This window comes from Amycolatopsis rhabdoformis (genome assembly GCF_035918295.1).
Lineage (GTDB): Bacteria > Actinomycetota > Actinomycetes > Mycobacteriales > Pseudonocardiaceae > Amycolatopsis > Amycolatopsis rhabdoformis.
In genome coordinates this window covers 9148809-9172284 of sequence record NZ_CP142149.1, presented here as the reverse complement: position 1 = coordinate 9172284, position 23476 = coordinate 9148809, and the positions used below count along the sequence as shown (strand labels likewise).

At 71.5% G+C, this 23476-nt stretch carries 24 protein-coding genes and 1 pseudogene; 15 read left to right on the top strand and 10 right to left on the bottom strand.

Going from position 1 to position 23476, the window contains the following annotated elements; all coding sequences use genetic code 11:
• Window positions 1-56 precede the first annotated feature (56 nt).
• On the top strand, window positions 57-1472 hold the full coding sequence (locus VSH64_RS42720; protein ID WP_326568410.1) for an FAD-dependent monooxygenase: 1416 nt from the start codon (window positions 57-59) through the stop codon (window positions 1470-1472).
• A 62-nt stretch (window positions 1473-1534) separates the two neighbouring features.
• Here the strand turns inward: VSH64_RS42720 and dapC are convergent, their stop codons facing one another.
• From dapC to VSH64_RS42705, 3 genes are all read right to left on the bottom strand, one after another.
• On the bottom strand, window positions 1535-2626 hold the full coding sequence (gene dapC / locus VSH64_RS42715) for a succinyldiaminopimelate transaminase (RefSeq protein WP_326568409.1): 1092 nt from the start codon (window positions 2624-2626) through the stop codon (window positions 1535-1537).
• On the bottom strand, window positions 2623-2943 hold the full coding sequence (gene fdxA / locus VSH64_RS42710; protein WP_326568408.1) for a ferredoxin: 321 nt from the start codon (window positions 2941-2943) through the stop codon (window positions 2623-2625). The genes dapC and fdxA overlap by 4 nt, the downstream gene beginning before the upstream one ends.
• 118 nt (window positions 2944-3061) lie before the next feature.
• Window positions 3062-3247 (bottom strand): hypothetical protein, encoded by a 186-nt coding sequence (locus VSH64_RS42705; protein ID WP_326568407.1) that lies wholly within the window; start codon window positions 3245-3247, stop codon window positions 3062-3064.
• 59 nt (window positions 3248-3306) lie between these two features.
• On the opposite strand from VSH64_RS42705, the gene VSH64_RS42700 reads away from it, so the two are divergent.
• The 8 genes and pseudogenes from VSH64_RS42700 to VSH64_RS42665 all read left to right on the top strand — a co-directional run bounded on the left by VSH64_RS42700 (window position 3307) and on the right by VSH64_RS42665 (window position 8243).
• Entirely contained in the window at window positions 3307-4056 is a 750-nt protein-coding gene (locus tag VSH64_RS42700; RefSeq protein ID WP_326568406.1) for a GNAT family N-acetyltransferase, read from the top strand.
• Window positions 4053-5050 (top strand): annotated as a pseudogene (gene cofD, locus VSH64_RS42695) (2-phospho-L-lactate transferase). The gene VSH64_RS42700 and the pseudogene cofD overlap by 4 nt, the downstream one beginning before the upstream one ends.
• Window positions 5025-6404, top strand: a complete 1380-nt coding sequence (locus VSH64_RS42690; protein ID WP_326568405.1) for a coenzyme F420-0:L-glutamate ligase — start codon at window positions 5025-5027, stop codon at window positions 6402-6404. Before cofD ends, VSH64_RS42690 begins: the two are co-directional and overlap by 26 nt.
• The gene (locus VSH64_RS42685) at window positions 6401-6937 is read left to right on the top strand and encodes an NUDIX hydrolase (protein WP_326568404.1); all 537 of its coding nucleotides are present in this window, start codon (window positions 6401-6403) and stop codon (window positions 6935-6937) included. Before VSH64_RS42690 ends, VSH64_RS42685 begins: the two co-directional genes overlap by 4 nt.
• Window positions 6938-6946: 9 nt before the next feature.
• Window positions 6947-7093 carry a hypothetical protein gene (locus VSH64_RS42680; protein ID WP_326568403.1) on the top strand — a complete coding sequence of 49 codons (147 nt, stop codon included), beginning with the start codon at window positions 6947-6949 and terminating at the stop codon, window positions 7091-7093.
• A 13-nt stretch (window positions 7094-7106) separates the two neighbouring features.
• Window positions 7107-7460: a GntR family transcriptional regulator gene (locus VSH64_RS42675; protein ID WP_326568402.1), complete on the top strand. Its 354-nt coding sequence runs from the start codon at window positions 7107-7109 to the stop codon at window positions 7458-7460.
• 55 nt (window positions 7461-7515) lie between these two features.
• Window positions 7516-7866 carry a hypothetical protein gene (locus VSH64_RS42670; protein WP_326568401.1) on the top strand — a complete coding sequence of 117 codons (351 nt, stop codon included), beginning with the start codon at window positions 7516-7518 and terminating at the stop codon, window positions 7864-7866.
• Window positions 7867-7895: 29 nt separating this feature from the next.
• Window positions 7896-8243 (top strand): hypothetical protein, encoded by a 348-nt coding sequence (locus tag VSH64_RS42665; RefSeq protein WP_326568400.1) that lies wholly within the window; start codon window positions 7896-7898, stop codon window positions 8241-8243.
• A gap of 234 nt (window positions 8244-8477) precedes the next feature.
• On the opposite strand, the gene VSH64_RS42660 is transcribed toward VSH64_RS42665, so the two are convergent.
• On the bottom strand, window positions 8478-9371 hold the full coding sequence (locus VSH64_RS42660) for a DNA-3-methyladenine glycosylase family protein (protein WP_326838196.1): 894 nt from the start codon (window positions 9369-9371) through the stop codon (window positions 8478-8480).
• On the bottom strand, window positions 9371-10450 hold the full coding sequence (manB, locus tag VSH64_RS42655) for a mannose-1-phosphate guanylyltransferase (protein ID WP_326568399.1): 1080 nt from the start codon (window positions 10448-10450) through the stop codon (window positions 9371-9373). The genes VSH64_RS42660 and manB overlap by 1 nt, the downstream gene beginning before the upstream one ends.
• Window positions 10451-10590: 140 nt before the next feature.
• Between manB and VSH64_RS42650 the strand changes: the two genes are divergently transcribed.
• On the top strand, window positions 10591-10998 hold the full coding sequence (locus VSH64_RS42650) for a hypothetical protein (RefSeq protein WP_326568398.1): 408 nt from the start codon (window positions 10591-10593) through the stop codon (window positions 10996-10998).
• 19 nt (window positions 10999-11017) lie between these two features.
• On the opposite strand, the gene VSH64_RS42645 is transcribed toward VSH64_RS42650, so the two are convergent.
• Window positions 11018-11884 carry a glycosyltransferase family 2 protein gene (locus VSH64_RS42645; RefSeq protein ID WP_407655603.1) on the bottom strand — a complete coding sequence of 289 codons (867 nt, stop codon included), beginning with the start codon at window positions 11882-11884 and terminating at the stop codon, window positions 11018-11020.
• Window positions 11885-11942: 58 nt separating this feature from the next.
• Here VSH64_RS42645 and VSH64_RS42640 point away from each other — a divergent pair, with 58 nt between their 5' ends.
• Window positions 11943-12101 (top strand): hypothetical protein, encoded by a 159-nt coding sequence (locus tag VSH64_RS42640; protein WP_326568396.1) that lies wholly within the window; start codon window positions 11943-11945, stop codon window positions 12099-12101.
• Between the two features lie 301 nt (window positions 12102-12402).
• Here VSH64_RS42640 and VSH64_RS42635 read toward each other — a convergent pair whose 3' ends face one another.
• Window positions 12403-13533 (bottom strand): glycosyltransferase family 4 protein, encoded by a 1131-nt coding sequence (locus tag VSH64_RS42635; RefSeq protein WP_326838195.1) that lies wholly within the window; start codon window positions 13531-13533, stop codon window positions 12403-12405.
• Between the two features lie 683 nt (window positions 13534-14216).
• A complete protein-coding gene (locus VSH64_RS42630) occupies window positions 14217-15284 on the bottom strand; it encodes a glycosyltransferase family 4 protein (RefSeq protein WP_326568395.1) in 1068 nt (355 codons plus the stop codon).
• Window positions 15285-15302: 18 nt separating this feature from the next.
• Between VSH64_RS42630 and VSH64_RS42625 the strand changes: the two genes are divergently transcribed.
• From VSH64_RS42625 to VSH64_RS42615, 3 genes are read left to right on the top strand one after another with little or no spacing between them, the layout of a single operon-like run.
• Window positions 15303-16232: a glycosyltransferase family 2 protein gene (locus VSH64_RS42625; RefSeq protein WP_326568394.1), complete on the top strand. Its 930-nt coding sequence runs from the start codon at window positions 15303-15305 to the stop codon at window positions 16230-16232.
• 37 nt (window positions 16233-16269) lie between these two features.
• On the top strand, window positions 16270-18783 hold the full coding sequence (locus VSH64_RS42620) for a glycosyltransferase (RefSeq protein ID WP_326568393.1): 2514 nt from the start codon (window positions 16270-16272) through the stop codon (window positions 18781-18783).
• Window positions 18776-19861, top strand: coding sequence for a glycosyltransferase family 4 protein (locus VSH64_RS42615; protein WP_326568392.1), 1086 nt, complete (start codon window positions 18776-18778; stop codon window positions 19859-19861). The genes VSH64_RS42620 and VSH64_RS42615 overlap by 8 nt, the downstream gene beginning before the upstream one ends.
• A 15-nt stretch (window positions 19862-19876) precedes the next feature.
• Here the strand turns inward: VSH64_RS42615 and rfbD are convergent, their stop codons facing one another.
• Both rfbD and rfbB read right to left on the bottom strand, forming a co-directional pair.
• A complete protein-coding gene (gene rfbD, locus VSH64_RS42610; RefSeq protein ID WP_326568391.1) occupies window positions 19877-20761 on the bottom strand; it encodes a dTDP-4-dehydrorhamnose reductase in 885 nt (294 codons plus the stop codon).
• A 32-nt stretch (window positions 20762-20793) separates the two neighbouring features.
• Entirely contained in the window at window positions 20794-21786 is a 993-nt protein-coding gene (gene rfbB, locus VSH64_RS42605; RefSeq protein ID WP_326568390.1) for a dTDP-glucose 4,6-dehydratase, read from the bottom strand.
• Between the two features lie 138 nt (window positions 21787-21924).
• Between rfbB and VSH64_RS42600 the strand changes: the two genes are divergently transcribed.
• On the top strand, window positions 21925-23472 hold the full coding sequence (locus VSH64_RS42600) for an LCP family protein (protein WP_326568389.1): 1548 nt from the start codon (window positions 21925-21927) through the stop codon (window positions 23470-23472).
• Window positions 23473-23476 lie beyond the last annotated feature (4 nt).

Genomic DNA, 23476 nt, shown 5'->3' with positions numbered 1-23476 from the left:
CTAGCAGCGTTCATGCTGAATCCAGATTCACTGAATACTAATTCACTGGAGGGGAAATGGACACCACGGTTCTCATCGCGGGAGCGGGCCCGACCGGGTTGACGCTGGCCATCGAGCTGGCCCGGCGCGACGTCGCCGTGCGGCTGGTCGACAAGGCCGACGCGTTCTTCACCGGCTCGCGCGGCGACGGCCTGCAGCCCCGCACCCTGGAGGTCTTCGAAGACCTCGGCGTGCTCGACGCGGTGCTGGCCGCGGGGTCTCCGCAGTACCCGATGAAGGTCTACCTCGGCGGCGAGTTCGTGCAGGAGCGCTGGATCTCCGACCGGCTCGAGCCGACGCCCGCCGTGCCGTACCCGAACGTCTGGTTCCTCGGGCAGTCGCAGACCGAGGGCATCCTGCGCGACCGGCTCGCGGAGTTCGGCGTGCGCGTGGAGCTCGGCGCGGGTCTGGTCGGGTTCACCCAGGACGACACCGGCGTGACCGCCGAGCTCGCGACCGGCGAGACCGTGCGCGCCCAGTACCTGGTGGGCGCCGACGGCGGCAAGAGCTTCGTGCGCAAGAGCTTGGGCATCGAGTTCGAGGGCACCACCGACGAGTCGATCCGCATGCTGCTGGGCGACGTGCAGGCCGAAGGCCTCTCCCACGAGGCGGCGTACTGGTTCGCGGCCAAGGAGAACCCGATGAGCGGCGTGATCTTCACCCCGCTCGCCGGCACCCCCCACTTCCAGTTCGGCGCGCCGCTCGACGAGGACGACGCTTCGGCCAGCCTGCCCGCGCTGCAGGCCCGCGTCGACTCCGTGACCGGTGGCACGATCCGGCTGCACGACCTCGCGTGGTCCACCGTGTGGCGCCCCAACGTGCGCCTCGCCGCCGCGTTCCGCCAGGGCCGCGTGTTCCTCGCGGGCGACGCCGCCCACGTGCACCCGCCGACCGGCGGCCAGGGCCTCAACACCGGCGTGCAGGACGGCTACAACCTCGGCTGGAAGCTGGCCGACGGCTCACCCGAGCTGCTCGACTCCTACGAGCCCGAACGCCGTGCTGTCGCCGCGCGCGTGCTCGGCGTTTCCACGGCCATCATGGAGAAGTACGCCGACGGCGACGAAGACGCCCACCGCCGCGGCGACGACACCAAGCAGCTCGACGTCGGCTACCGCGGTGGCCCGCTCTCGCCCGCGTCGGCCGGCGAGCTGCGGCCCGGCGACCGCGCCCCCGACGCGCCGCTGATCGACGCGAACGGCAAGCCGGTGCGCTTGTTCGACCTCTTCCGCGGCCCGCACGCCACCGAGCTGGTGTTCGGCGACGGCCCGGTGCGCGCGGACTTCCCGGGTTACCGCGTGCTGCCGGCCGGTTCGATCGCGTCGAGCGCGGATCTGGTGGACGCCGGCGGCCACGCGTACGCGGCGTACGAAGCCGCGGCCGGCCGCCGCGTGGTGATCCGTCCTGACGGCTACGTGCGCACGATCGAAGGCTGAAGCGCGAAAGAGCCGGTGCCTCGACGATGGGGGCACCGGCTCTTTGACAGTCGATCAGAAACTCAGGAGTTCAACCGCTCCGCGGCGGCTTCGATGCGCTCGTCGGTCGCGGTCAGTGCCACGCGCACGTGGTTACGACCGGACGGGCCGTAGAACGTGCCCGGCGCCACGAGGATGCCGCGCTCGGCCAGCCACGCGACCGTGTCCAGCGCCGGCTCCCCGCGCGTGGACCACAGGTACAGCCCGGCCTCGGAGTGCGAGATCTCGAACCCGTTGTCCTGCAACGCTTTCCGCAGCACGAGCCGGCGGCGCAGGTACCGCTCGCGCTGCGCGGCCACGGCCTCGTCGTCGGTCAGGCCGGCCACCATGGCCTCCTGCACCGGTCGCGGCACGATCATGCCGGCGTGCTTGCGGATCTCCAGCAGCTGCTTGACCAGCTTCGGGTCACCGGCGATGAAGCCCGCGCGGTAGCTCGCGAGGTTCGCCGACTTCGACAGCGAGTGCACCGCCAGCAGTCCGTCGAGCCGTCCACCGTGGACGGACGGGTGCAGCACCGACACCGGCTCGGCGTCCCAGCCGAGGGAGAGGTAGCACTCGTCCGACGCCACGATCACGTCGCGCTCGCGCGCCCACTCCACGACCTTGCGCAGATGCTCGACCCCGAGCACCTTGCCGGTCGGGTTCGACGGCGAATTGAGCCAGAGCAGCGCCGGGCGCTGCGGCCCGAGCTGCGTGAGCCCGTCGGCGCGCACCACGTCGGCACCCGCCATCAGCGCACCCACCTCATACGTGGGGTACGCCAGCTCGGGGATCACCACCAGGTCGCCCTGGCCCAGGCCGAGCAGCCGCGGCAGCCAGGCCACGGCTTCCTTCGACCCGATGGTCGGCAGCACCGCGTCAGGCTCGACGTCCGTGGCGCCGTAGCGCCGGCCCAGCGCCTCCACGGCGGCGGCCCGCAGCGCGGGGGTGCCGTGGGTGGCCGGGTAGCCCGGGATCTCGGAGACCGAGGCCAGCGCGTCGCGGATCCCGGCCGGAACCGGGTCCACGGGTGTGCCGACGGAGAGGTCGACGATCCCACCGGGATGCGCCTGCGCGCGGGCCTTGACCTCGGCGAGCGAATCCCAGGGGAAGTCGGGCAGGGGGCGGGCCGTCATTCGCCCTGCGGGGCAAGCGCCTTGATGAAGGCGGGATCGTGGCTGGTCTTGCCGACCTTGGAGGCACCGCCGGGCGAGCCGAGCGTGTCGAAGAAGTCGACGTTGGCCTTGGTGTAGTCGGACCAGTTGTCGGGGACGTCGTCCTCGTAGTAGATGGCCTCGACCGGGCAGACCGGTTCGCAGGCGCCGCAGTCGACGCACTCGTCGGGGTGGATGTACAGCATCCGCTCGCCCTCGTAGATGCAGTCCACGGGGCACTCGTCGATACACGCCTTGTCGAGCACGTCGACGCAGGGCTCGGCGATCACGTAGGTCACTGCGCACTCCTGCTTTTCTCTAGAGCCAGTCCCCTGCGGACATTACGCGCTTGCCGCACCGCAGGTCCTGCTTAGGCAACCCTTAGCCATACCCCTGGTATGACCCCGAATGTCCCGCTCAGCGGTCCCGGCGACGGGGCTTCGGGGTGTTGCGCGCGTCGCCTGTGATCACGAAGCCCGGGCCCGCCGGCTTGGCGTTCCCCTCGCTGTCCTCGCGCTTTTCCTTGAGCGTGCGTTCGAAGCCGTCGGCGATCTCGTCGACGAGGTCGTCGTTGTGCCGGTCGTCCCTGCGCGCGTAGCTCATCGGTTCTCCCTGCGGAAATGAGGCCGCGGCCGCGTTGCCGCCTCCGCCACAATCTAACCGTGAACGACTCGGAAATGCTCGAAATCGTGTGTGCGCGGGCCTGGCCGCCGGTGGTCGACGAACCGCTGGGCGACTGGCGGCTGCGCTGGGCCGACGGCTTCACCGGGCGCGCCAACAGCGCACTCGCCGTCGGCGACCCCGGACGCACCGTGGCCACCGCGTTGGCGGCTCTCTGTGACTTCGCCCACGATCGCGGAATCCCACCTGTTGCGCAGGTGATCCAGGACAGTGACACCGAACGCGAGGTGGCCGCCGCCGGCTGGCGCGAGTGGACCGACCACGCCGCCGGCTACCAGGTGGCCGTGCTCGTCGGGCCGCTGCCGGCCTCGGTCGCCACCGAAGCCGAGGTGCTCGACGAGCCCACTCCCGCGTGGTGGGAACTGGCGGCCGACAGCCCGGCGCCGGGCGCGGCCGAACGCCACGTGCTGAGCACGGGCAAAGTGGGGTACGGCGTGGTCGATGTGGATGGAACGACCGCCGGGGCCGTGCGCGGTGCGATCGTGGACGGGTGGCTGCACGTGTCGCGGCTCGCCGTGCGGCCGGAGTTCCGCCGGCGCGGGCTGGCGTCGGCGCTGATGTCCGCGCTGGCCGGCTGGGGTCGCGCGAACGGTGCGGAGAGGTGGGTGCTGCAGGTGGCGGTGGGCAACGAGGGAGCGTTGAAGCTGTATTCCGCGCTCGGCTGTACGGAGCACCACAGGTACCGCTACTGGGGCCCGGGTGCCCGCGCGTGCGAGGATCCGCAGTCGTGAAGATCGTCGTTTTGGTCGGTGGAGTCGGGGGCGCGCGCTTCCTGCTCGGCGTGAAGACCGCACTCGGGATGCCCGCGATCGGCGAGGCGGAGACCCCGTCCCCCACGAGGTCACGGCGCTGGTGAACACCGGCGACGACGTGTGGATGCACGGCCTGCGCATCTGCCCCGACCTCGACACCTGCATGTACACCCTCGGCGGTGGCATCGACACCGAACGCGGGTGGGGCCACGCGGGTGAGACCTGGGTCGTCAAGGAGGAGCTCGCCGCGTACGGCGCCGAGCCGACGTGGTTCGGCCTGGGTGACAAGGACATCGCGACGCACCTGATCCGCTCGCGGATGCTGCGCGCGGGTTATCCGCTCTCGGCCGTGACCGAGGCGCTGTGCGACCGCTGGCGCCCGGGCGTGCGGCTGCTGCCGATGTCGGACGACCGCGTGGAGACCCACGTGGTGATCGACGACCCCGACCAGCCGGAGCAGCAGAAGGCGATCCACTTCCAGGAGTGGTGGGTGCGCTACCGGGCCGACCGGCCGGCGCACTCGATCGTGTCCGTGGGCGCCGACGAGGCCAAGCCCGGGCCGGGAGTGCTCGAAGCGCTGGCCGAGGCCGACCTGGTGCTGTTCGCGCCGTCGAACCCGGTGGTGAGTGTCGGGACGACGCTCGGGGTGCCGGGCGTGCGCGAGGCGCTGCGCAAGTCGAAGGCGAAGGTCGTGGGGATCTCGCCGATCATCGGCGGCAAGGCACTGCGCGGCATGGCCGACGCGTGTCTCACCGCGATCGGCGTGGAGACCTCCGCCGAGGCCGTGGGCCGGCACTACGGCGCGCGCTCCGAGGGCGGGGTGCTCGACGGCTGGCTGGTCGCCGAGGAAGACCACGACGTGACGGTGCCCGGGGTTTCCGTGCGCGCGGTGCCGCTGCTGATGTCCGATGTGGACGCCACTGCCGCGATGGTGCGGGCGGCGTTCGATGTTGCGGGAGTTTCCCTTGCCTGAGTCCAGCAAGCCCGAGTTCAGCGACCACGCTTCGGCGAAGGTCGAGATCCTGCCCGTGACCGGGCTGCCGGAGTTCCGGCCCTGTGACGACCTCACCGGTGCCCTCGTGGCGGCGGCGCCGTGGCTGCGCTCCGGCGACGTGGTGGTGGTCACGAGCAAGGTGTTCTCGAAGGTCGAGGGGCGGCTCGTGCGCGTGCCGAGCGACCCCGAGGCCCGCGACGCGGCGCGGCGCGAGCTGATCGACCAGGAGACGGTGCGGGTCGTCGCGCGCATCGCGCGCACGGTGATCACCGAGAACCCGCTGGGGATCGTGCAGGCGGCTTCGGGGATCGACGCGTCGAACGTGCAAGGCGACGAGGTGGCGCTGCTGCCCGCCGACCCGGACGCGTCGGCGCACGCGCTGCGCGGTGGCTTGCGGGAGCGGCTCGGGGTCGAGGTCGCGGTGGTCGTCACCGACACCATGGGCCGCGCGTGGCGCGTGGGCCAGACCGACGCGGCGATCGGCGCCTCGGGCCTGCGCGTGTTGCACGGCTACGCGGGACAGGTTGATTCGCAGGGCAACGAGCTCGCGGTGACCGAGATCGCCGTGGCCGACGAGCTGGCCGCCGCCGCGGACCTGGTGAAGGGCAAGCTCGGCGGGCTGCCGGTGGCGGTCGTGCGCGGCCTGCAGCTCACCGACGACAGCTCCACGGCGCGTGACCTGGTCCGGCCCGGCGACGAAGACCTCTTTCGCTTGGGCACCAACGAAGCCATCGCATTGGGCCGGCGGGAAGCCGTGCCGCACCGGCGTTCCGTGCGCGCGTTTTCCGACGCACCGGTGGATCCCGCGGTGCTGCGGCGGTCGGTGGCCGCCGCGCTCACCGCGCCCGCTCCGCACCACACGCACCCGGTGCGGTTCGTGTGGCTGCGCGACACCGGGCTGCGCACGAAGCTGCTCGACGCCATGCGCGAATCGTGGCGCGCCGACCTCGGCGGCGACGACTTCACGCCCGCGCAGATCGAGAAACGCCTGTCCCGCGGGGACATTCTCTACCGCGCGCCGGAGGTCGTGATCCCGTTCCTCGTCGCCGAGGGCGCCCACACCTATCGCGACGAGCGTCGCAACGACTGCGAGCACACGATGTTCACGGTCGCCGCCGGCGCCGCGGTGCAGGGACTGCTGGTGGCGCTGGCCGCCGAGGACCTCGGCTCGTGCTGGATCGGATCCACGATCTTCGCGGCCGACCTCGTGCGCTCCACGCTCGGCCTCGACACCCGCTGGGAACCACTGGGCGCCGTCGCGATCGGGCACCCGCTCGAAACGCCGGCCACGCGTTCGCTCGGCGAACCGGGAGAAGGGCTCGTCGAACTGTGACGCTGCATTCGGACGCCGTGTCGGTGCTGTCGGGGTGGACGCCGGCCGTGCCCGCACAGGAGTCGTTGCGCCAGGCGTTCCTCGGGTTCCTGGCTTCGCGCTCGGACACCATGCAACGCTCGTGCGCCGCCGGCCACCTCACGGCGTCGGCCGTGGTCCTCGACTCCACGGGCACGCAGGTGCTGCTCACGCTGCACCCGCGCGTCGGCCGCTGGCTGCAGCTCGGCGGGCACTGCGAGCCGTCGGACACCACGGTCGCCTCCGCCGCGCTGCGTGAGGCCACGGAGGAATCCGGCATGGCGGACCTGACGATCGGCGCCACGCCCGTGCACCTCGACGTGCACCCGATCACCTGCTCCCTCGGCGTGCCGACGCGCCACTTCGACGTGCGCTACCTGGTCCAGGCCCCGCCCGGCGCGACCCCCGTGCGCAGCGACGAGTCCGACGACCTGCGCTGGTGGCCGGTCGACGCGCTGCCCGCCGGCTCGGAAGATCTCGCGGAACTCGTGAACGCGGCCGTTTCATCCCGTTAAGCTGCGGGCATGCCTCTGGTGCCGGCCAACCCGCACATCCACACCGGCGACGGCGGATTCGTCAGCGGGTGGGTGGTCGCGATCGGGTTCGCGGTGGCGATCGTCGCCGTGGTGGTGGGTGTGATCGTGAGCCTGCGCAGGAAGCGCCGGCGGTAGTGGGGAGTTCGCGTTGACCGTCAGCTACGACAGCGCCTCGTCCGTGCCACCCTTCGAGCAGGTGCGCTCGTCGATCGCCGCGCAGATCAACGACGGCTCCCTCGCGGTGGGCGCCAAACTCCCGACGGTGCGGGCGTTGGCTTCGGATCTGGGCGTCGCGCCCAATACCGTGGCGCGGGCTTACCGGGAGCTGGAGGAAGCCGGGCTGATCGAGACGCGCGGGCGGGCCGGGAGTTTTGTGGGGGCCTCAGGAGATGAGTCGCGCTCGCGGGCGCTGGCGGCGGCCGCGGAGTACGCGTCAGTGACGCGGCAGCTGGGGTTGTCGGCCGACGAAGCCCTGGCGATCGTTTCCGCCGCGCTGCGCTGACGCGCTTTTGTCGGTGGGTCTCGGTACGGTAGGACCGGGGAGAGGGGAACCGCCGATGAACTTCATCCAGCCATGGCAGCTGATCATCTTGCTGCTGCTCTTGATGATCGCGGGCGCCGTCGTGGTGATCGTGCTGGCCGTGAAGTCGGCGAAACGGCGTCGGCAGGCGCCGTTTCCGCCGTCGTGGCAGGGAATGCAGCCGCCGGGATATCCGCAACAGCCGGGTTATCCACCTGGGCAACCGTATAGCGGTTACCCGGGGCAGCAGCCGCCGGGACAACAGCCGAACGCGCCGCAGGGCCGGCAGTCCGGGCCGCAGCCAGGACAACAGCCGGGTCAGGGACAACAGCCGCCGGCGTCCGGCCAGTACCCGCCGGATCAACCGCCGCCCGGATTCGGAAACTGACAGGAGGGTCAACCACTGTGTTGTACCAAGTGCTCCCAGCGGTACTGGTGATCTTGCTGGTGGTCATCCTCGTACTGAAGTTCACCGTCGGAAGGAAGCCCAAGCAGCAGCCCGGTCCGCAGTACCCGCCGCCGCAGTTTCCGCAGCAGCAGCCGATGCAGCCGGGGCAGTACCCGCAGCAACCGGGATACCCCGGGCAACAGCCAGGACCGTACCCGCAGCAGGCATATCCCACGCAGCAGCAGGCGCAGCCGAGCCAGCAGGCCGCGCAGAGCTGGCAGCCGTACCCGGCGCCGCAGCAGCCCGGACAGCAGCAGCCGAACCAATCACAGCCGCAGCAGTACCCGAGCTGGCAGCAACAGCAGCCACCGCAGTGAGTCATCTGGCGCGGTAGCACCACAGCTCGACCCGAAGGCGGCCGCAGCCACCGCAGCAAGTCACCTGGCGCGGTAGCACCACAGCTCAAGCCGAAGGCGGCCGCAGCCACCGCAGCAAATCACCTGGCGCGGAAGTACCACAGCTCAAGCCGAAGGCGGCCGCAGCCACCGCAGCAAATCACCTTGCGCGGTGGCACCACAGCTCGAGCCGAGGGCCGTCGCTACCGCAGTGAGTCACATCGCGCGGTAATCCCGCAGCTCGATCCGCGGCCCGTACCTCGGTGCCCGGGCCCCGCCGAGCTCCAGGTACCGGATCGCCCGCTGGCGGTGCGGCGCGTAAGGCGCGAGCAGCTCCGCCATGGCCGCGTCGTCGATGCGGCGACCGAGGAGCGTGTGGCCGACCATGTTGGGGATGTTGTAGTCGCCGAAGCTCACCGCGTCCGGGTCGCCCCAGGCGCGTTGGGCGATTTCCGCCGCGGTCCACACGCCGATGCCCGAGACCTTGCGCAGCAGGGCGCGGCCGTCGGCGCCGCGCAGGGCCACGGCTTCTTCCAGGCGTGGGGCCACGCGGGCGGCGTTGATCAGGGCGGTGCGGCGTTTCAGGTCCACGCCGATGCGGTGCCAGTTCCAGTCCACGATGGACCGGATCGCGACGGGCGTCGGTGGCACGCGCAGGCCGCGCGGACCCGGGCCGGGCGAGGGGGTGCCGAACCAGCGGCACAGCTCAGCCCACGACCGGATCGCTTCCTTGCCCGTCACCTTCTGCTCCAGCACCGCGAGCACGAGCGAGTCCCACACGCGCCGCGTGGAGCCGAGGCGCAGGCCGGGGGCGTCGTGGCGGGCGCGGGCGACCACGGGGTGGTGCGCGACGAAGCCGGTGTCGTCGTCTTCGGCGCCGAGCAGCGCGGGCACGCCGTCGAGGAGGAACTCGGCGCCGGGGCCCCACGCGTCGGCCTCGATCACGCCGTCGGGGCGGCGCAGCAGGGCCAGCGTGCCTTCACCGGAGGGCGTGTTGGCAGCCAGCCACCACACGCCGCGCTCGTGGCGGAAGTTCAGCGAACCGCGTCCACGGCTGAGCGGGCCCAGCACCGCGGCCAGGTCCAGCGGGAACGTCGGTCGCCACTCGATCATGCGTCGGCCGAGAACCTGATGCCGCCGTCGGGCAGGGTGATGCCGGGCCACACGCGGGCGCCGTCGAGGAGTTCGCAGCCGGCGCCGACCGAAGCGCCGTCGCCGACCACCACGCCGCGCAGCACGGTTCCCGCGCCCACGACCGCGCCGCGGCCCAGCACGGACCGCTCCACAATGGCCCCGGCCTCGACCACGGCTTCGTCGAACACGACCGAACCGTCGACCTGCGCGCCTTCGCCGATCACGGACTTCGCACCCACCGTCGTGCCGCCGGAGAGCACCGCGGACGACGCCACGGCGGCACCGTCCAGCACGAGCGATTCGCCGGTCGGGCCCGCCAGCGCCGAGGTGGGCGCGATGCCGAGCACGAGGTCGGCGCTGCCGCGCACGAACGCCTCGGGCGTGCCGACGTCGAGCCAGTAGGAAGAGTCGACGAAACCGTGCAGGTGCGCGCCGGCTTCGAGGAGGCCGGGGAACGTCTCGCGCTCCACCGACACGCGCCGGCCCGTGGGGATGGTCTCGACCACCGAGCGCTTGAAGACGTAGCAGCCGGCGTTGATCTGGTCCGTCGGCGGGTTGGGCGTCTTCTCGAGGAAGGCCTGCACGCGGCCGTCGGCGTCGGTGGGCACGGAACCGAAGCGGCTCGGGTCGGGCACGCGCTGCAGGTGCAGGGTGACGTCGGCGCCGGAGTCCACATGGGTCTGGAGCTGGTGGCGCAGGTCGGCGCCGGAGAGGATGTCGCCGTTGAAGATGATGGCGTGGTCGGCGCGCAGCTTGTCGTACACGTTGCGGATGGCGCCGCCGGTGTCGAGCGGTTCGTCCTCCACCACGTACTCGATCTCGAGGCCGTGGGCCGAGCCGTCGCCGAAGTACTCCTCGAAAACTTCCGCGCGGTACGACGTGCCGAGCACGACGTGGCGGATCCCGGCCGCGCGAATTCGCGAGAACAGGTGACTCAAGTAGGGGGTGCCGGCCGTCGGCAGCATCGGCTTCGGCGCGGACAGGGTGAGCGGCCGCAGCCGGGTGCCCTTGCCCCCGACCAGCACGACGGCGTCGACCTCGAGCTCGGACGTCACAGAAAACTCCTCTTGTATCACGCACCGCTGAGCGACAAGCCGTGGGAAACGCTGACGACTGCGCCCCCGAGGGCCTACCCTAGACAGGAAACAGGTGGGCCTTTCCCCAGAGGCCCCGGGTCAGTCGGGAGGCCGAGGGGATGGACCCCCGCGATCGCGCGGACGCCCTGCTCGCACGCGCACGGTCCCGCGGAGCCTTTGTGGTGACGCCGGACAACATGACATCGCCGATGGACGCCTCCAACACGCAGCAAATCGCGAGAGCCGTGGTCACGGAACTCGACCAGCAGGATCCCGACACGACCACGCAGCTGCCGGCGTCGTTGATCGAGGAGAACGACGAGCACCCGCTGGCGAGGCCGTCCACGACCACGCCGCTCGAGGTGCCCGCCGTGCAGGTGACCACGCCGCTGGTGCCGCGTCCGCAGGCCGCGCCCGTGCCGAGCCCGCTGCGCGAGCCGGACGAGGAAGAGCTCACCGGGCTGGTGCCCACGATCCAGCAGAACAGCGGCCGGTCGAACCTTTCGCGGCGGCTCGACGGGCTGTGATCTTCGGTGGCCGGGCTGGTCAGGCGCCTTCGAGCTTCACGCGCACGGCCAGCCCGAGCTTCACCGCCGCCAGCACGGGCTTCCACAACACGCCCGGGTGCCGGTCGGCGAGGTAGCGGTAGGCGCTGGCGTGGTGCGCGCGCAGCATCTTCTTCGACACGCGCGCCGTCGACACCCCGCCGATGTGCATCACGCTCGACGAGGGCGCGTACACGTTCAGCCAGCCCGCCTTCGCGAGGCGATCACCGAGGTCGACGTCTTCGAAGTACATGAAGTAGCGCGTGTCGAAACCGCCCACCGAGTCGAACGCCTCGCGCCGGAACAGCTGGCACGAGCCACTCAACCACTCCGACGTGCGCTCCTGCGGCGTGGCGTTTTCCTGGCGGTACTGGCGCGTCCACGGGTTGCCCGGCCACACCTTCGCGAACACCGCGTGCCCGATCCCCCGCCCGAACGACGGGAGCAGCCGCGCGGACGGGTACACGGTCCCGTCGAGGTCGTGGATCAGCGGCCCGAACGCACCCCCGCGCGGCCACCGCTCGGTGACCTCGAGGAGCGCGTCCAGCGACCCGGGCTCCCACTCCAGATCCGGGTTCACCACCACGACCCACCCGTAGCTGTCGTCGAGCGCCGCCACCCCGCGGTTGGCCGCCGTGCCGTAGCCGACGTTCTCCCCGATGCTCACCAACGTGACATTCTCACGCTCCGCGGCCTGCTCCGGCCCACCATCCGTGGACGCGTTGTCCGCGACCACCACCCGCACCTCACGGTCGGTCGCCTTCTCCAACGTGTCGAGGAACTTCTCGAGCATCTCGCCGGGAAAGTAGGTCACGGTCACGACGGCGAGGCTCTCACCGTAGGCACGCTGCTCAGTCACGCGCGCCATTGTCCCCCGCTCACGCACGGCTACGGGCATGGATCGACCCCGTCACCGAGGGTGATGGGTGGGCGGCCAGAATGACCGGATGTCGGTCCCGGTGCGGATGTTCGCCGCGATGTGCACGCCCAAGACCGAAAAGTTCATGCGGCAGGAATTCCGGCGAAGCATCGTTGAAGACTTCCTCGAACCGCGCGCACCGGCTCGTACTGGACAGCCGGAATGAGCGAGACGGTCACGACCGCCTGGCGATGCGGCGAACCCGGGGATCCCACCCGACAAAACTGAGCTGACCGACGAACACCTGGGCTCGACGCTCGAACCCTTGCTCTGGGTATCCGATGCCGTTGCCTCGTGCTTCGGCGCAGGCGGAGACCGGACACACCGGATCGAGAGGCTAATCGAGGACCACGCTCGGTTCTGAAAAGGCGAAAAGCCTGTGAGACGACCGTCCGGACGCATCACAGGCTCTCTTCTCGGTCCCACAGGGACCTCGCATGATCAACTATAGCGCAATCCAGTACCGCTCAATGCGACCGGCGGTGCCGATCCCAAGCCTTCGCATAAGCCTCCCGGTGCCGTTCCGCCGTGGTCGCCCAGGAGAATTCCTTGGCGCGTTGCTGGGCGGCGGCCGAGAGGAAGGCGCGGCGGGAGGGGTCGGCCAGGAGTTCGTCGATCGCGGCGGCCACGTCGCCCGCGCCGACGCCGCAGTAGGCGACCGCGTCGCCGCCGACTTCGGGGAGGGAGAGGCGGCGGGTGGTGAGGACGGCGGCGCCGCAGGCCATCGCTTCGAGCACGGGCAGGCCGAAGCCCTCGCCCAGGGACGGGTAGGCGACGAGCGAAGCCCCGCCGAGGAAACCCGCCAGAGTGCCGAACGGCAGATAACCCGCGCGGATCACCCGCAGCCGGTGCGGCACGGCATCCAGTGCGCGCTCGACTTGGGTGTCCCAGCCCGGTTGGCCGGCGAGCACCAGAGCCGGCGCGTCGCGCACGCCCGACATGGCGCGGGCGTAGCCGCGGATCAACGCGGGCACGTTCTTGCGAGGCTCCAGCGCACCGAGGAAAGCGATGTACGGCGTCCGCCCGATGCCGACGGCCGCGCGGGCCGCGGCGATCTCCTCGGGGGACGGTGGGTGAAACCGTTCCGTGTCCACGCCGTGGTGGATGATTTCCAGTTCCGCGTGCCGCACGGGCGTCACGCGGCCCAGCTCCAGCGCCGTCGCCTGGCTCGGGACGACGCACAGCGTCGCGCGGCGCAGGGCGGCCACGGTCCAAGCGCGGAAGAACCGGGCCTTCACCGACGAGTGCAGCACAGGGTCGGTGAAGAACGTCGCGTCGTGCAGCGTCACGACCGAAGCGGCGCCGCTCGCCAGCGGCATCGTGTAGTGCGGCGAGTGGACGACGTCGGCGGACAGCCGGCGCACGAGCCGCGGCAACGTGGCTTGTTCCCAGGTCAGCCGGGCCGTGCGGGTGGACGTCGCGGGCGACGCGGGCACCACGCGCGCACTGGGGGCGAGCCGGTCGTACAGCGAAAGGTCGCGGGGCTGGCACACGACCGTGAGCCGCGCGCCGTCCTGGTCCAGCGCCGCCACGAGCGAATCCACGTACCGGCCGACGCCACCCCGGTCCGCGGGCACCGCGGTCGCGTCGATCAGCACACGGGGATCACCGGTCACGTGAGCAGAGTACGGCGATCACCCTGCGCGCAGGTGAGGAACCGACCAACTGACGGTGCGTGACCCGCCACACGCACGGTTCACACCTCCGGTGAGCTGCCCCGATGGCCGTGACCAGGCGTCGCCACGGGCTCCCCGATGGCGTGGATCTGAACCGATCGGGTGATCACCACGGCTGGTGCCAGGAGCACGAGTCCCGACGTCCAACCCGGAGGCCGCGCCAACCCCCGAGCGGCGGGCACCGTCGACCACGAAAAGTTCAGCCGTGGTCACGACCGTTTACGGCGCCCGGCCCACACAGCTTCCGCCGCCACGGGCGGACACCTTCGCTCAAGACCAGTTCAACCGTGGTCAAGAACGTTGGCGATGCGCCGCCCACACGGCTTCCGCCGCCGCCCGCCAGCTGAACTCCCGCGCCCAGGCCGACCCCGGGCCGGGTCACCAGCCCTGAGACCGGCTCGGACACCCCAGCGGCGGGCGGACACCTTCGCCCAACACCGATTCGACCACCGTGGTCACGACCGTTCGCGATGCGCGGCCCACACGGCTTCGCCGCGGCCCGCCAGCTGAACTCCCGAACCCGACCTCGAGTCACCAGCCCCGAGACCCGCTCGGACACCCCAGCGACGGGCCGACACCTTCACCCAAGACCAGTTCAGCCGTCGTCACGACCGCTTCCGATGCGCCGCCCACACAGCCTCCGCCGCCGCCCGCCACGTGAACTCCCGCGCCCGCGCCCGACCTCGGCTCACCAGCTCCGCCGCCCGCTCGGCCGACCCCAGCACCTCCCGCAGCCCCGCCGCCAACGCCACCGAGTCACCGCGCGGCACCACGATCCCCGCGCCGCCCGCGACCTCCACCAGCGCCGGCACGTCGGTGTGCACCACGGGCACCCCCGAAGCCATCGCCTCCAGCAGCGGCAGGCCGAAGCCCTCCGCGAGGCTCGGCACCGCCAGCACGCTCGCGCCCCGCAGTGCGGTGGCCAGTTCCGCGTCCGTGACCTTGCCCAGCACGTGCACGTCCGTGAGGCCGCGCGACGCGGCGAGCTGCATCGGATCCACGTCGCCCCAGCCGGGCTGTCCCGCCAGCACCAGCGAAACGTCGCCCACCGAGGCAACCGCGTCCACCAGCACGTCGATGCCCTTGCGCGGCTCGATCGTGCCCACCGCCAGCACGTACTTCGACGGCAGATCCAGCACCGCCTCGCCCGAGGGCACCGTGACGCCGTGGGGCACCACGCGCACCGGCGCCGTCACGTCCACCAGCACCGCGAGCTCGTCGGCCACCGCGCGGGTGGGCACGATCAGCGTGGAGGCCCGGCGGGCGGCCCGCGCGATCATCGACCGGTGCCAGCTCACGCCGCGAGCCGTCAGCGTCTCCGGGTGTGTCCACGGCACGGTGTCGTGCACGGTCACGGTGAGGGTGCGGCCGGCCGGCGGGCGTGGCGGCGCGAACGGCGTGGGCGCGTGGACCGCGTCGCCGCCCGGCCACCAGGGGATGCCGAGCTGCCACAGGGCGACCAGGGCGCGCGGCGGCACCGGCAGCACCCGGGGCCCCTCCACGCCGTCGACGACCGCGGCTGACACCTCGGCGTGGCGGGCGACCACGCTCGACACCGTCCAGCCCGGCGGCGCGGTGCGCGCCAGCGCGGGCAGCAGTTCGGCGGTGTACCGGCCCGTACCACCCGGGACGGGGGCGAGCAGCTGCTCGGCGAGCACTACCAGTTCGGGCACCCCGCTATTCTCACCCAGGTGACCAGCGCGGAACCCGGCAGCACCGTCGTCGTGGTCACCTGGCGTGGCGCGGCCCACATCACGGCCTGCCTCGACGCCCTCGCGGCCCAGACCCGTCCACATCGGACACTCGTGATCGACAACGCCTCCGACGACGGTACCGCCGCCAAAATCCGCGCCCACCGCTCGAAACCCCAGGTCATCCGGCTCAAGACCAACACCGGTTACGCCGGTGCGATGGCCGAGGCGCTCAAGCACACCGAGACCCCGCTCACGGCCTGGCTCAACGACGACGCCGCCCCCGAACCCACCTGGCTCGCCGAGCTCGAGGACACCCTCGACGCCCAGCCGCTCGCCGCCGCGGTCACGAGCCGGCTGGAGCTGCCGGACGGCACCGTGCAGTCGACCGGTGTCCGCCTCACCGCCGACGGCCACGGGCAGGACCTGACCGAAGACACCGACGAGGTCTTCGGCTTCTGCGGCGGCGCCGCGCTGCTGCGCACCGAGGCCCTCAAAGCCGTCGGCGGCGTCCCCGCGAGCTTCTTCTGCTACTACGAAGACACCGACACCGCGTGGCGCCTGCGGCTGGCCGGCTGGCACGTCGCCGCCGCGCCGAAGGCCCGCGTGCACCACCTCCACGGCGCGAGCACCGACCCCGGCTCCGTGCGATTCCACCAATGGAACGAACGCAACCGTCTCCTCATGCTCATCCGGTGCGCCCCGGCCGCCGTCGCCGGCAAGGAGATCCTGCGGTTCGCCGTGATCACGGCGCTGCTCCCGCTGCGGAAAACCCGGCCCACCGCCGCCAATTTCCGGACGAGCCTCCGCCTTCGCGTGCTCGCCGAAGTCGCGGCAAAATTGCCCACCACGCTGCGGAATCGCAGGAGCACCGCCAAGATCGCGGTGCTCGATCGAGGCGCGATCTGGGACGCCTGGGCGGGCCTTTAAGCTGGGCAACGCCCGACATCACGGACAGGAGCTCGTTTTGGCGCTGGGGGAACCGCAACCGCTGGTCTCGGTGATCGTGGTGAACTACCGCGGTGCCGAAGACACGATCACCTGCCTGAGCGCGCTGTCGGCCGAGCTGGACTACGAGAACGTCGAGCTGATCTGCGTCGACAACGCCTCCGGGGGCACCGACGCCGAGCGCATCCGCGCCGCCGTGCCGGGCGCGACGCTGATCGAGTCGCCGGTGAACAGCGGCTTCGCCGGCGGCTGCAACCTCGGCGCGAAGCACGCCAAGGGCACCGTGCTCGCCTTCCTCAACAACGACGCCCGCCCCGCGCCCGCGTGGGTCTCGGCGGCCGTGGCCGAGCTGCGGGCGCAGCCGACCGTCGCCGCGGTGGCCAGCAAGGTCGTGGACTGGGAAGGCACGGGCACCGACTTCGTCGACGCCGGCCTGACCTGGTTCGGCATGGGCTACAAGCGCCACGCCGGCAGCCCGCTGGCCGACGTGCCCGAAACCGAGCGCGACATGGCCAAGGACGTGCTCTTCGGCACCGGCTCGGCGATGTTCGTGCGCGCGTCGGTGTTCGCGGAGCTCGGCGGCTTCGACGAACGATTCTTCATGTTCTACGAGGACGTGGACCTCGGCTGGCGGCTGAACCTGCGCGGCTGGCGCGTGCGCTACGTGCCGGAATCGCTGGCCTACCACCGCCACCACGGCACGATGAACGCCGTCGACGCGCCGGAGACCGGCCGCGAGACCTTCCTGCTGGAGCGCAACGCGCTCGCCGCGCTCTACAAGAACCTCTCCGACGAGTCGCTGGCCAAGGCGCTGCCCGCCGCACTCGCGCTGGCCGTGCGCCGCGCCACCGCGCGCGGCGGCCTCGACCCCGAGCAGCTCAACCTCGAAAAGGGCGTCGGCCCGGTCGAGACCGACGGGGTCGCGGTGCCGCGCACCACGCTCGCCGGGGTGCTGGCGATCGACCGGTTCGTGGAGCTGATGCCGTCGCTGGCCGAATCGCGCGCCGAGGAGCAGGCCGCACGCGTGCGCACCGACGCCGACCTGCTTCCCTTGCTGCGCAAGGCATTGGAGCCCGCGTACCCGCTGCCCGACTACCTGCGCGCCCACGAAATCCTCGTCGAGGCGTTCGGCCTCGAGCAGGCCTTCGGGCAGCGCCGCAAGATCCTCGTGCTCACCGGCGACTCGATCACCGAGCGCATGGCCGGCCCGGCGATCCGCGCGTGGAACATCGCGTCCACCCTCGCGGCCGAGCACGACGTGCACCTGATCACCACCAATCCGCTGCTCTCGCCGCCGCCCGCCGCGTTCCGGATCAGCTCCGGCAAGTTCCGCGAGCTCGACACACCGGTCGAGTGGGCCGACGTGGTCATCCTGCAGGGCCACGTGCTCGAACTCGCGCCGACGCTGAAGAAGCAGCACGCGAACAAGATCGTGGTCGCCGACGTCTACGACCCCATGCACCTCGAGCTGCTGGAGCAGGGCAAGGGCGTGCCCGACGACCAGCGCGCCCTCGACCTCGCCGGCGTCACGAAGGTGCTCGACGCGCAGCTGGAACGCGCCGACTTCTTCCTGTGCGCCTCCGAGCGGCAGCGCCTGTTCTGGCTGGGCCACCTCGCCGCGCTGGGCCGGCTCTCGCCGCGCCTCTACGACGCCGACCCCACCACGCAGTCGCTGCTGGCCGTGGTGCCGTTCGGCCTCTCCCCCGAAGCGCCCGTACGCACCGGCCCCGGCCTGCGCTCGTCGCTGGGCCTCGGCGAGTCCGACCGCGTGGTGCTGTGGGCCGGCGGCGTGTACAGCTGGTTCGACCCGCTCACGCTCATCCGCGCCGTGGATCTGCTCCGCCGGAACCGAGACGACGCGCGGCTCGTGTTCCTGGGTATGAAGCACCCGAACCCCGAGGTCGCCGAGATGGACATCGGCGCCCGCACGATCCGGCTGGCCGATTCGCTCGGCCTCACGGACAAACACGTGTTCTTCAACGAGCAGTGGGTGCCCTACGGCGAGCGGCAGAACTGGCTGCTCGACGCCGACTGCGGCGTGACCACGCACTACGAGCACGTGGAGACCACCTTCGCGTTCCGCACGCGGGTGCTCGACTACCTGTGGGCCGGCCTGCCGATCGTCACCACCGACGGCGACGCGTTCGCCGACCTCGTCCGTGCGGAGCGGCTCGGGGTCGTGGTGCCGGCCGAGGACGCCGAGGCGCTGGCCGCGGCGCTCGAAAAGGCGCTCTACGACGAGGAGTTCGCGGCCGGCTGCGTCGAGCGGATCGCCGAGGTGGCGCGCCGCTACACGTGGCCGGAAGCGTTGAAGCCGCTGGTCGAGTTCTGCCGCGACCCGCGCCCGGCCGCCGACCGGCTGCCCGGCACCGCGGACCTCACCACCACCGCCCCGATCCGCGGCTCGGCGCTGGTCCGCCGCGACGTCGACCTCGTCCGCGAGTACCTCTCGCAGGGCGGCCCGAGCGAGCTGGCCCGCCGCGTCGGCGGCCGCGTCGTGAAGGTCGCCCGGCAACGGTTGCGCCGTGGCTGACCGTCCGTTGCGCGTGCTGCTCGACGGCACCCCGCTGCTCGGTTCCCGCACGGGCATCGGCCGCTACACCGCGGCGTTGAGCGAAGAGCTCGCTTCGATGTCCGAAGTGGACCCTCGCGCGGTGGCGTTCACCTTGCGCGGCTGGCGAAAGCTGCGCGGGGTGCTGCCGCACGGCGCGCGGGCGCGGGGCATGCCGGTGCCGGCGCGGCTGTTGCGCCGCGCGTGGCTGCGGTCGGAACTGCCGCCGGTCGAGCTGTTCGCCGGACCCACCGACGTGGTCCACGGCACGAACTTCGTGCTGCCCGGCCGATTCCGCGCCGCCGGCGTGCTGACCATCCACGATCTCGCGTTCCTCGACGTGCCCGAGGAGCTCGCGCCGTCGGACCGCACGCTGCCCGAGCTGGTGCGCCGCGGCGCCCACCGCGCCGACGTGATCTGCACGCCCACGGCCGCCGTGGCCGATTCCGTGGCCGAACGCCTCGACGTCGCTCGCGACAAGATCGTGGTGACGCCCCTGGGCGTGAACCCGGCGTGGTTCACCGCGCGACCGCCGGACGACGGCCAGCGCGCGAAGCTGCGCCTGCCCCCGAAGTACCTGCTGTTCGCCGGCGCCGCCGGGCCGCGCAAGGGCCTCGACTGGCTCGCCCGCACCCACGCCGCCGCACCCGACCTGCCGCCGCTGGTGTTCGCCGGTCCTGGTCCGTTCCCGCGGCTGCCGCGCTCGGGGCAGACCGGGTATCTGTCCGATGTGGACCTGAGGACCGTGGTGGCCGGCGCGGCCGCGCTGGTGCTGCCTTCGCGCGACGAAGGTTTCGGCCTGCCCGTGCTGGAAGCCATGGCGTCCGACGTTCCCGTGGTGTGCACGGACATTCCGGCGCTGGCCGAGGTCGCGGGCCCGTGCGCCACGCTCGTGCCCTACGACGACGTCGACGGCCTGGTCGCGGCGTTGCGCCAAGCCGTGGAAGACCCGCACGCCACAGCCACCTCCACCGCGCGGCGCACCCACGCGGCGAGCTTCACCTGGCGCAACACCGCCACGCTCACCGTCGAGGCCTACCGCCGCGCCGCGAACCGCTAGCCGCGCGGGAAGAACTCAGTCCCGGAAGTACTCGGCCAGCGCTTCGCGCCACGGCCGCAACGGGGTCAGCCCAGCGTCGGTCCAGGAGGCGTTGGACAGCACCGAATACGCCGGCCTCGGCGCCGGGCGCGGGAACTCCTCCGTGGTACACGGCCGCACCCGCTCGGGGTCCGCGCCGATCTCCTCGAAGATCGCGCGCGCGAACCCGCACCACGTCACCTCGCCGCCGCCGGTGCAGTGCAGCACCCGCGACGCCGGGCCCTCGCCGGCCGCGATCCGGCCGGCCAGCTCCACGAGCCCGGTGGCCAGGTCGGCCGACCACGTCGGCGACCCGAGCTGGTCGTCCACCACGGTCAGCTGGTCGCGCTCCCCCGCCAGCCGCTGAATCGTCTTCACGAAGTTGGCGCCGTGCTTGCCGTAGACCCAGCTCGTGCGCACGATCCAGGCCGAAGCGCCCGACCCGAGCACCGCGTCCTCGCCGGCCGCCTTCGTGCGCCCGTACGCGCTCCTCGGGCCCAGCGCGTCGGTCACCTCGTACGGCTGCGAAGCGTCGCCGGGGAACACGTAGTCCGTGGACACGTGCACCAGCGGCACCCGCCGCGACGAGCACACGGCGGCGAGCACCCGCGGCCCGTCGCCGTTCACGCCGAACGCGCGCAGCTCGTCGGTCTCCGCGGCGTCGACAGCGGTGTAGGCGGACGCGTTCACCACGACCGGCGCGGCACCCAGCTCGGCGGCGCGGGACTTCAGCGCGTCGACGGCCTCCACCACCTGGCCCACGGCGCGGACGTCGAGCTCCGCCGAAGCCGGCGCGACCACCTCCACCTCGGGACCCGCGAGCGCTGCCAGGTCGCGGCCGAGCTGGCCGGAACCGCCGGGGACGAGCAGAGCGAGCCGCACCGTCTTACCTCCACACAGGAAACTTCGAAACGTCAGGACGTGCCGAGCGCGGCGCGGCCCTTCAGCGGCTCCCACCACGCGCGGTTGTCGGCGTACCAGCGCACCGTACCCGCCAGACCGTCCTCGAAGGACACCCGCGGAGCGTAACCGAGCTCGGAGCTGATCTTGGTGATGTCGACGCTGTAACGCCGGTCGTGACCCTTGCGGTCCGCCACGGCCTCCACGCGTTCCCAGCCCACGCCCACGGCCTCGAGCAGCCGGCCGGTGAGCTCGCGGTTCGTGAGCTCGGTGCCACCACCGATGTTGTAGATCTCGCCGGCCCGGCCGCCGTCGGCCACGAGCTGGATGCCGTGGCAGTGGTCGTCCACGTGCAGCCAGTCACGCACGTTCAGGCCGTCGCCGTAGAGGGGCACTTTCAGACCGTCGAGCAGGTTCGCGACGAAGAGCGGGATGACCTTTTCAGGGAACTGGTACGGGCCGTAGTTGTTCGAGCACCGCGTGACGCACACGGGCAGCCCGTGCGTGCGGAAGAACGAGCGTGCGATGAGGTCCGAGGACGCCTTCGACGCCGAGTACGGCGAATTCGGCTCCAGCACGTGGTCTTCCGACCACGAACCGTCCGCGATGGACCCGTAGACCTCGTCGGTGGACACGTGCACGAACTTGCCGACGCCCGCCTCCAGCGCAGCCTGCAACAGGGTCTGGGTGCCGAGCACGTTGGTGAGCACGAAATCGGCCGAGCCGAGGATCGAACGGTCCACATGCGACTCGGCGGCGAAGTGCACCACCAGGTCGATACCGCGCATCAGCCGGGAGACCAGGGGGGCGTCGCAGATGTCGCCGCGCACGAACTCGAGGCGGGTGCTGTCGGCGACCGGGGCGAGGTTGGCCTCGTTGCCGGCGTAGGTGAGCTTGTCGAGCACCACGACCTCGGCGTCACGCAGCGTCGGGAAGGCACCCGAAACCACCTGCCGGACGTAGTGCGATCCGATGAACCCCGCACCGCCCGTGACCAGGACCCGCATCTCTCTCCACCCTTCGTGCCCGTTGCTTGTGCCCGACCGGGCAATCCGACCACCAGACTACGGAGGACACACCCGAGACTCGGTAGAGTCTGCCTGAGGCACTCCGGTGCCCAGGGGGCATGGGTGGGGGAGGAACGCGTGACCGAGTGGCCTGGGTCACCGCTGCCGGCGCGGCGGGTACCGGCACCGCACGGCCGCGGCGCGCTGATCGTGCTGCGCCGCGGTGGCAAGGTCGTGCTGTCGATCCTCTCGGTCGTGGTCCTGGCGCTGACCTGGTACGGCTGGCAGTTCATCGGCGACCCGCAGACCGGGTTCACGACCACGCAGATCTTCGACGAGCCCGAGGCGCACGCCAAACCGCTCGACGGCGCCATCGACATCCTCCTGGTCGGCCAAGACAGCCGCACCGACGCGCAGGGCAACCCGCTGCCGCGCGAGGTGCTCGACATGCTCCACGCCGGCATCGCCGACGGGGAGAAGCAGACCGACACGATGATCCTCGTGCACATCCCGCAGAACGGGCAGCACGCGATCGCGATCTCCTTCCCGCGCGATTCCTACGTGGAGATCACCGGCGGCTTCGGCAAGCACAAGCTCAACAGCGCGTATGTGTACGCCTACAACGACACCTTCAAGACGCTGCAGAACCAGGGCGACACCGACCTCAAGGACGTCGACGAGAAGTCGAAGGTGGCCGGGCGCAAGAACCTCGTGGCCACGCTGGAGAAGTTCATCGGCAAGCCGGGCATGATCGACCGCTACGCCGAGGTGAACCTCGCGAGCTTCTACGAGATCACCAAGGCCATCGGCGGCGTCGACGTGTGCCTCAAGGCGCCGGTGAAGGAGAAGAAGTCCGGCGTGGACCTGCCGGCGGGCCGCCAGTCGATCGAAGGCGTGCAGGCGCTCGCGTTCGTGCGGCAGCGCTACGGCCTGCCGGGCGGCGACCTCGACCGCATCGCGCGGCAGCAGGCGTTCCTCTCGGGCCTGGCCAACAAGGTGCTCTCGGGCGACGTGCTCACCAACCCGGTCAAGATCGCGCAGCTGGTCGACGCCGTGAAGAAGTCCGTGGTGCTCTCCGCCGGCTGGGACCTCAGCGAGTTCGCGGAGCAGATGCGCGGGCTCACCGGCGGCAACGTCGAGTTCCACACCATTCCCACGCAGGGCAACGCGGTAATCGGCGGCGCCGACGTGCTGCGCGTCGACCCGGACCAGGTGCGGGCCGAGGTCGACCGCCTCACTTCCGACGGCAAACCCGACACGCCCACCTCGACCCCCGCCACGCTGCCGGGCGCCGGCGCCGTGACCGTCGAGCTGTTCGACGGCACCGGCTCCGACGCCGCCACGCAGACCCAAACCTTGTTGCAGGGCAAGGGTTTCAAGCTCACCGGTGACACGAAGCTCTCGACCCGGTCCACCACGGTGATCCGCTACAACCCGGCCGACGACGCCGCGCTGGCCCTGGTGCGTCAGGCGCTGGGCGGCAGCATCGAGGCCGAGCCGGATTCGGACGTCGCGGCCGGGCACGTGCGCGTGCTGCTCGGCAAGGACCACCGCTCGGCCGGCGCCGGGTCCGGCGCCACGCCCACCACCTCGGCCGGCGCCCCGACCAAGCCCAGTACGCCCGTCACGCCGCCGGTGCCACCCGCTCCTCCGATCACGGCCGGCGGAGTGCCCTGCGTCAACTAGAGTC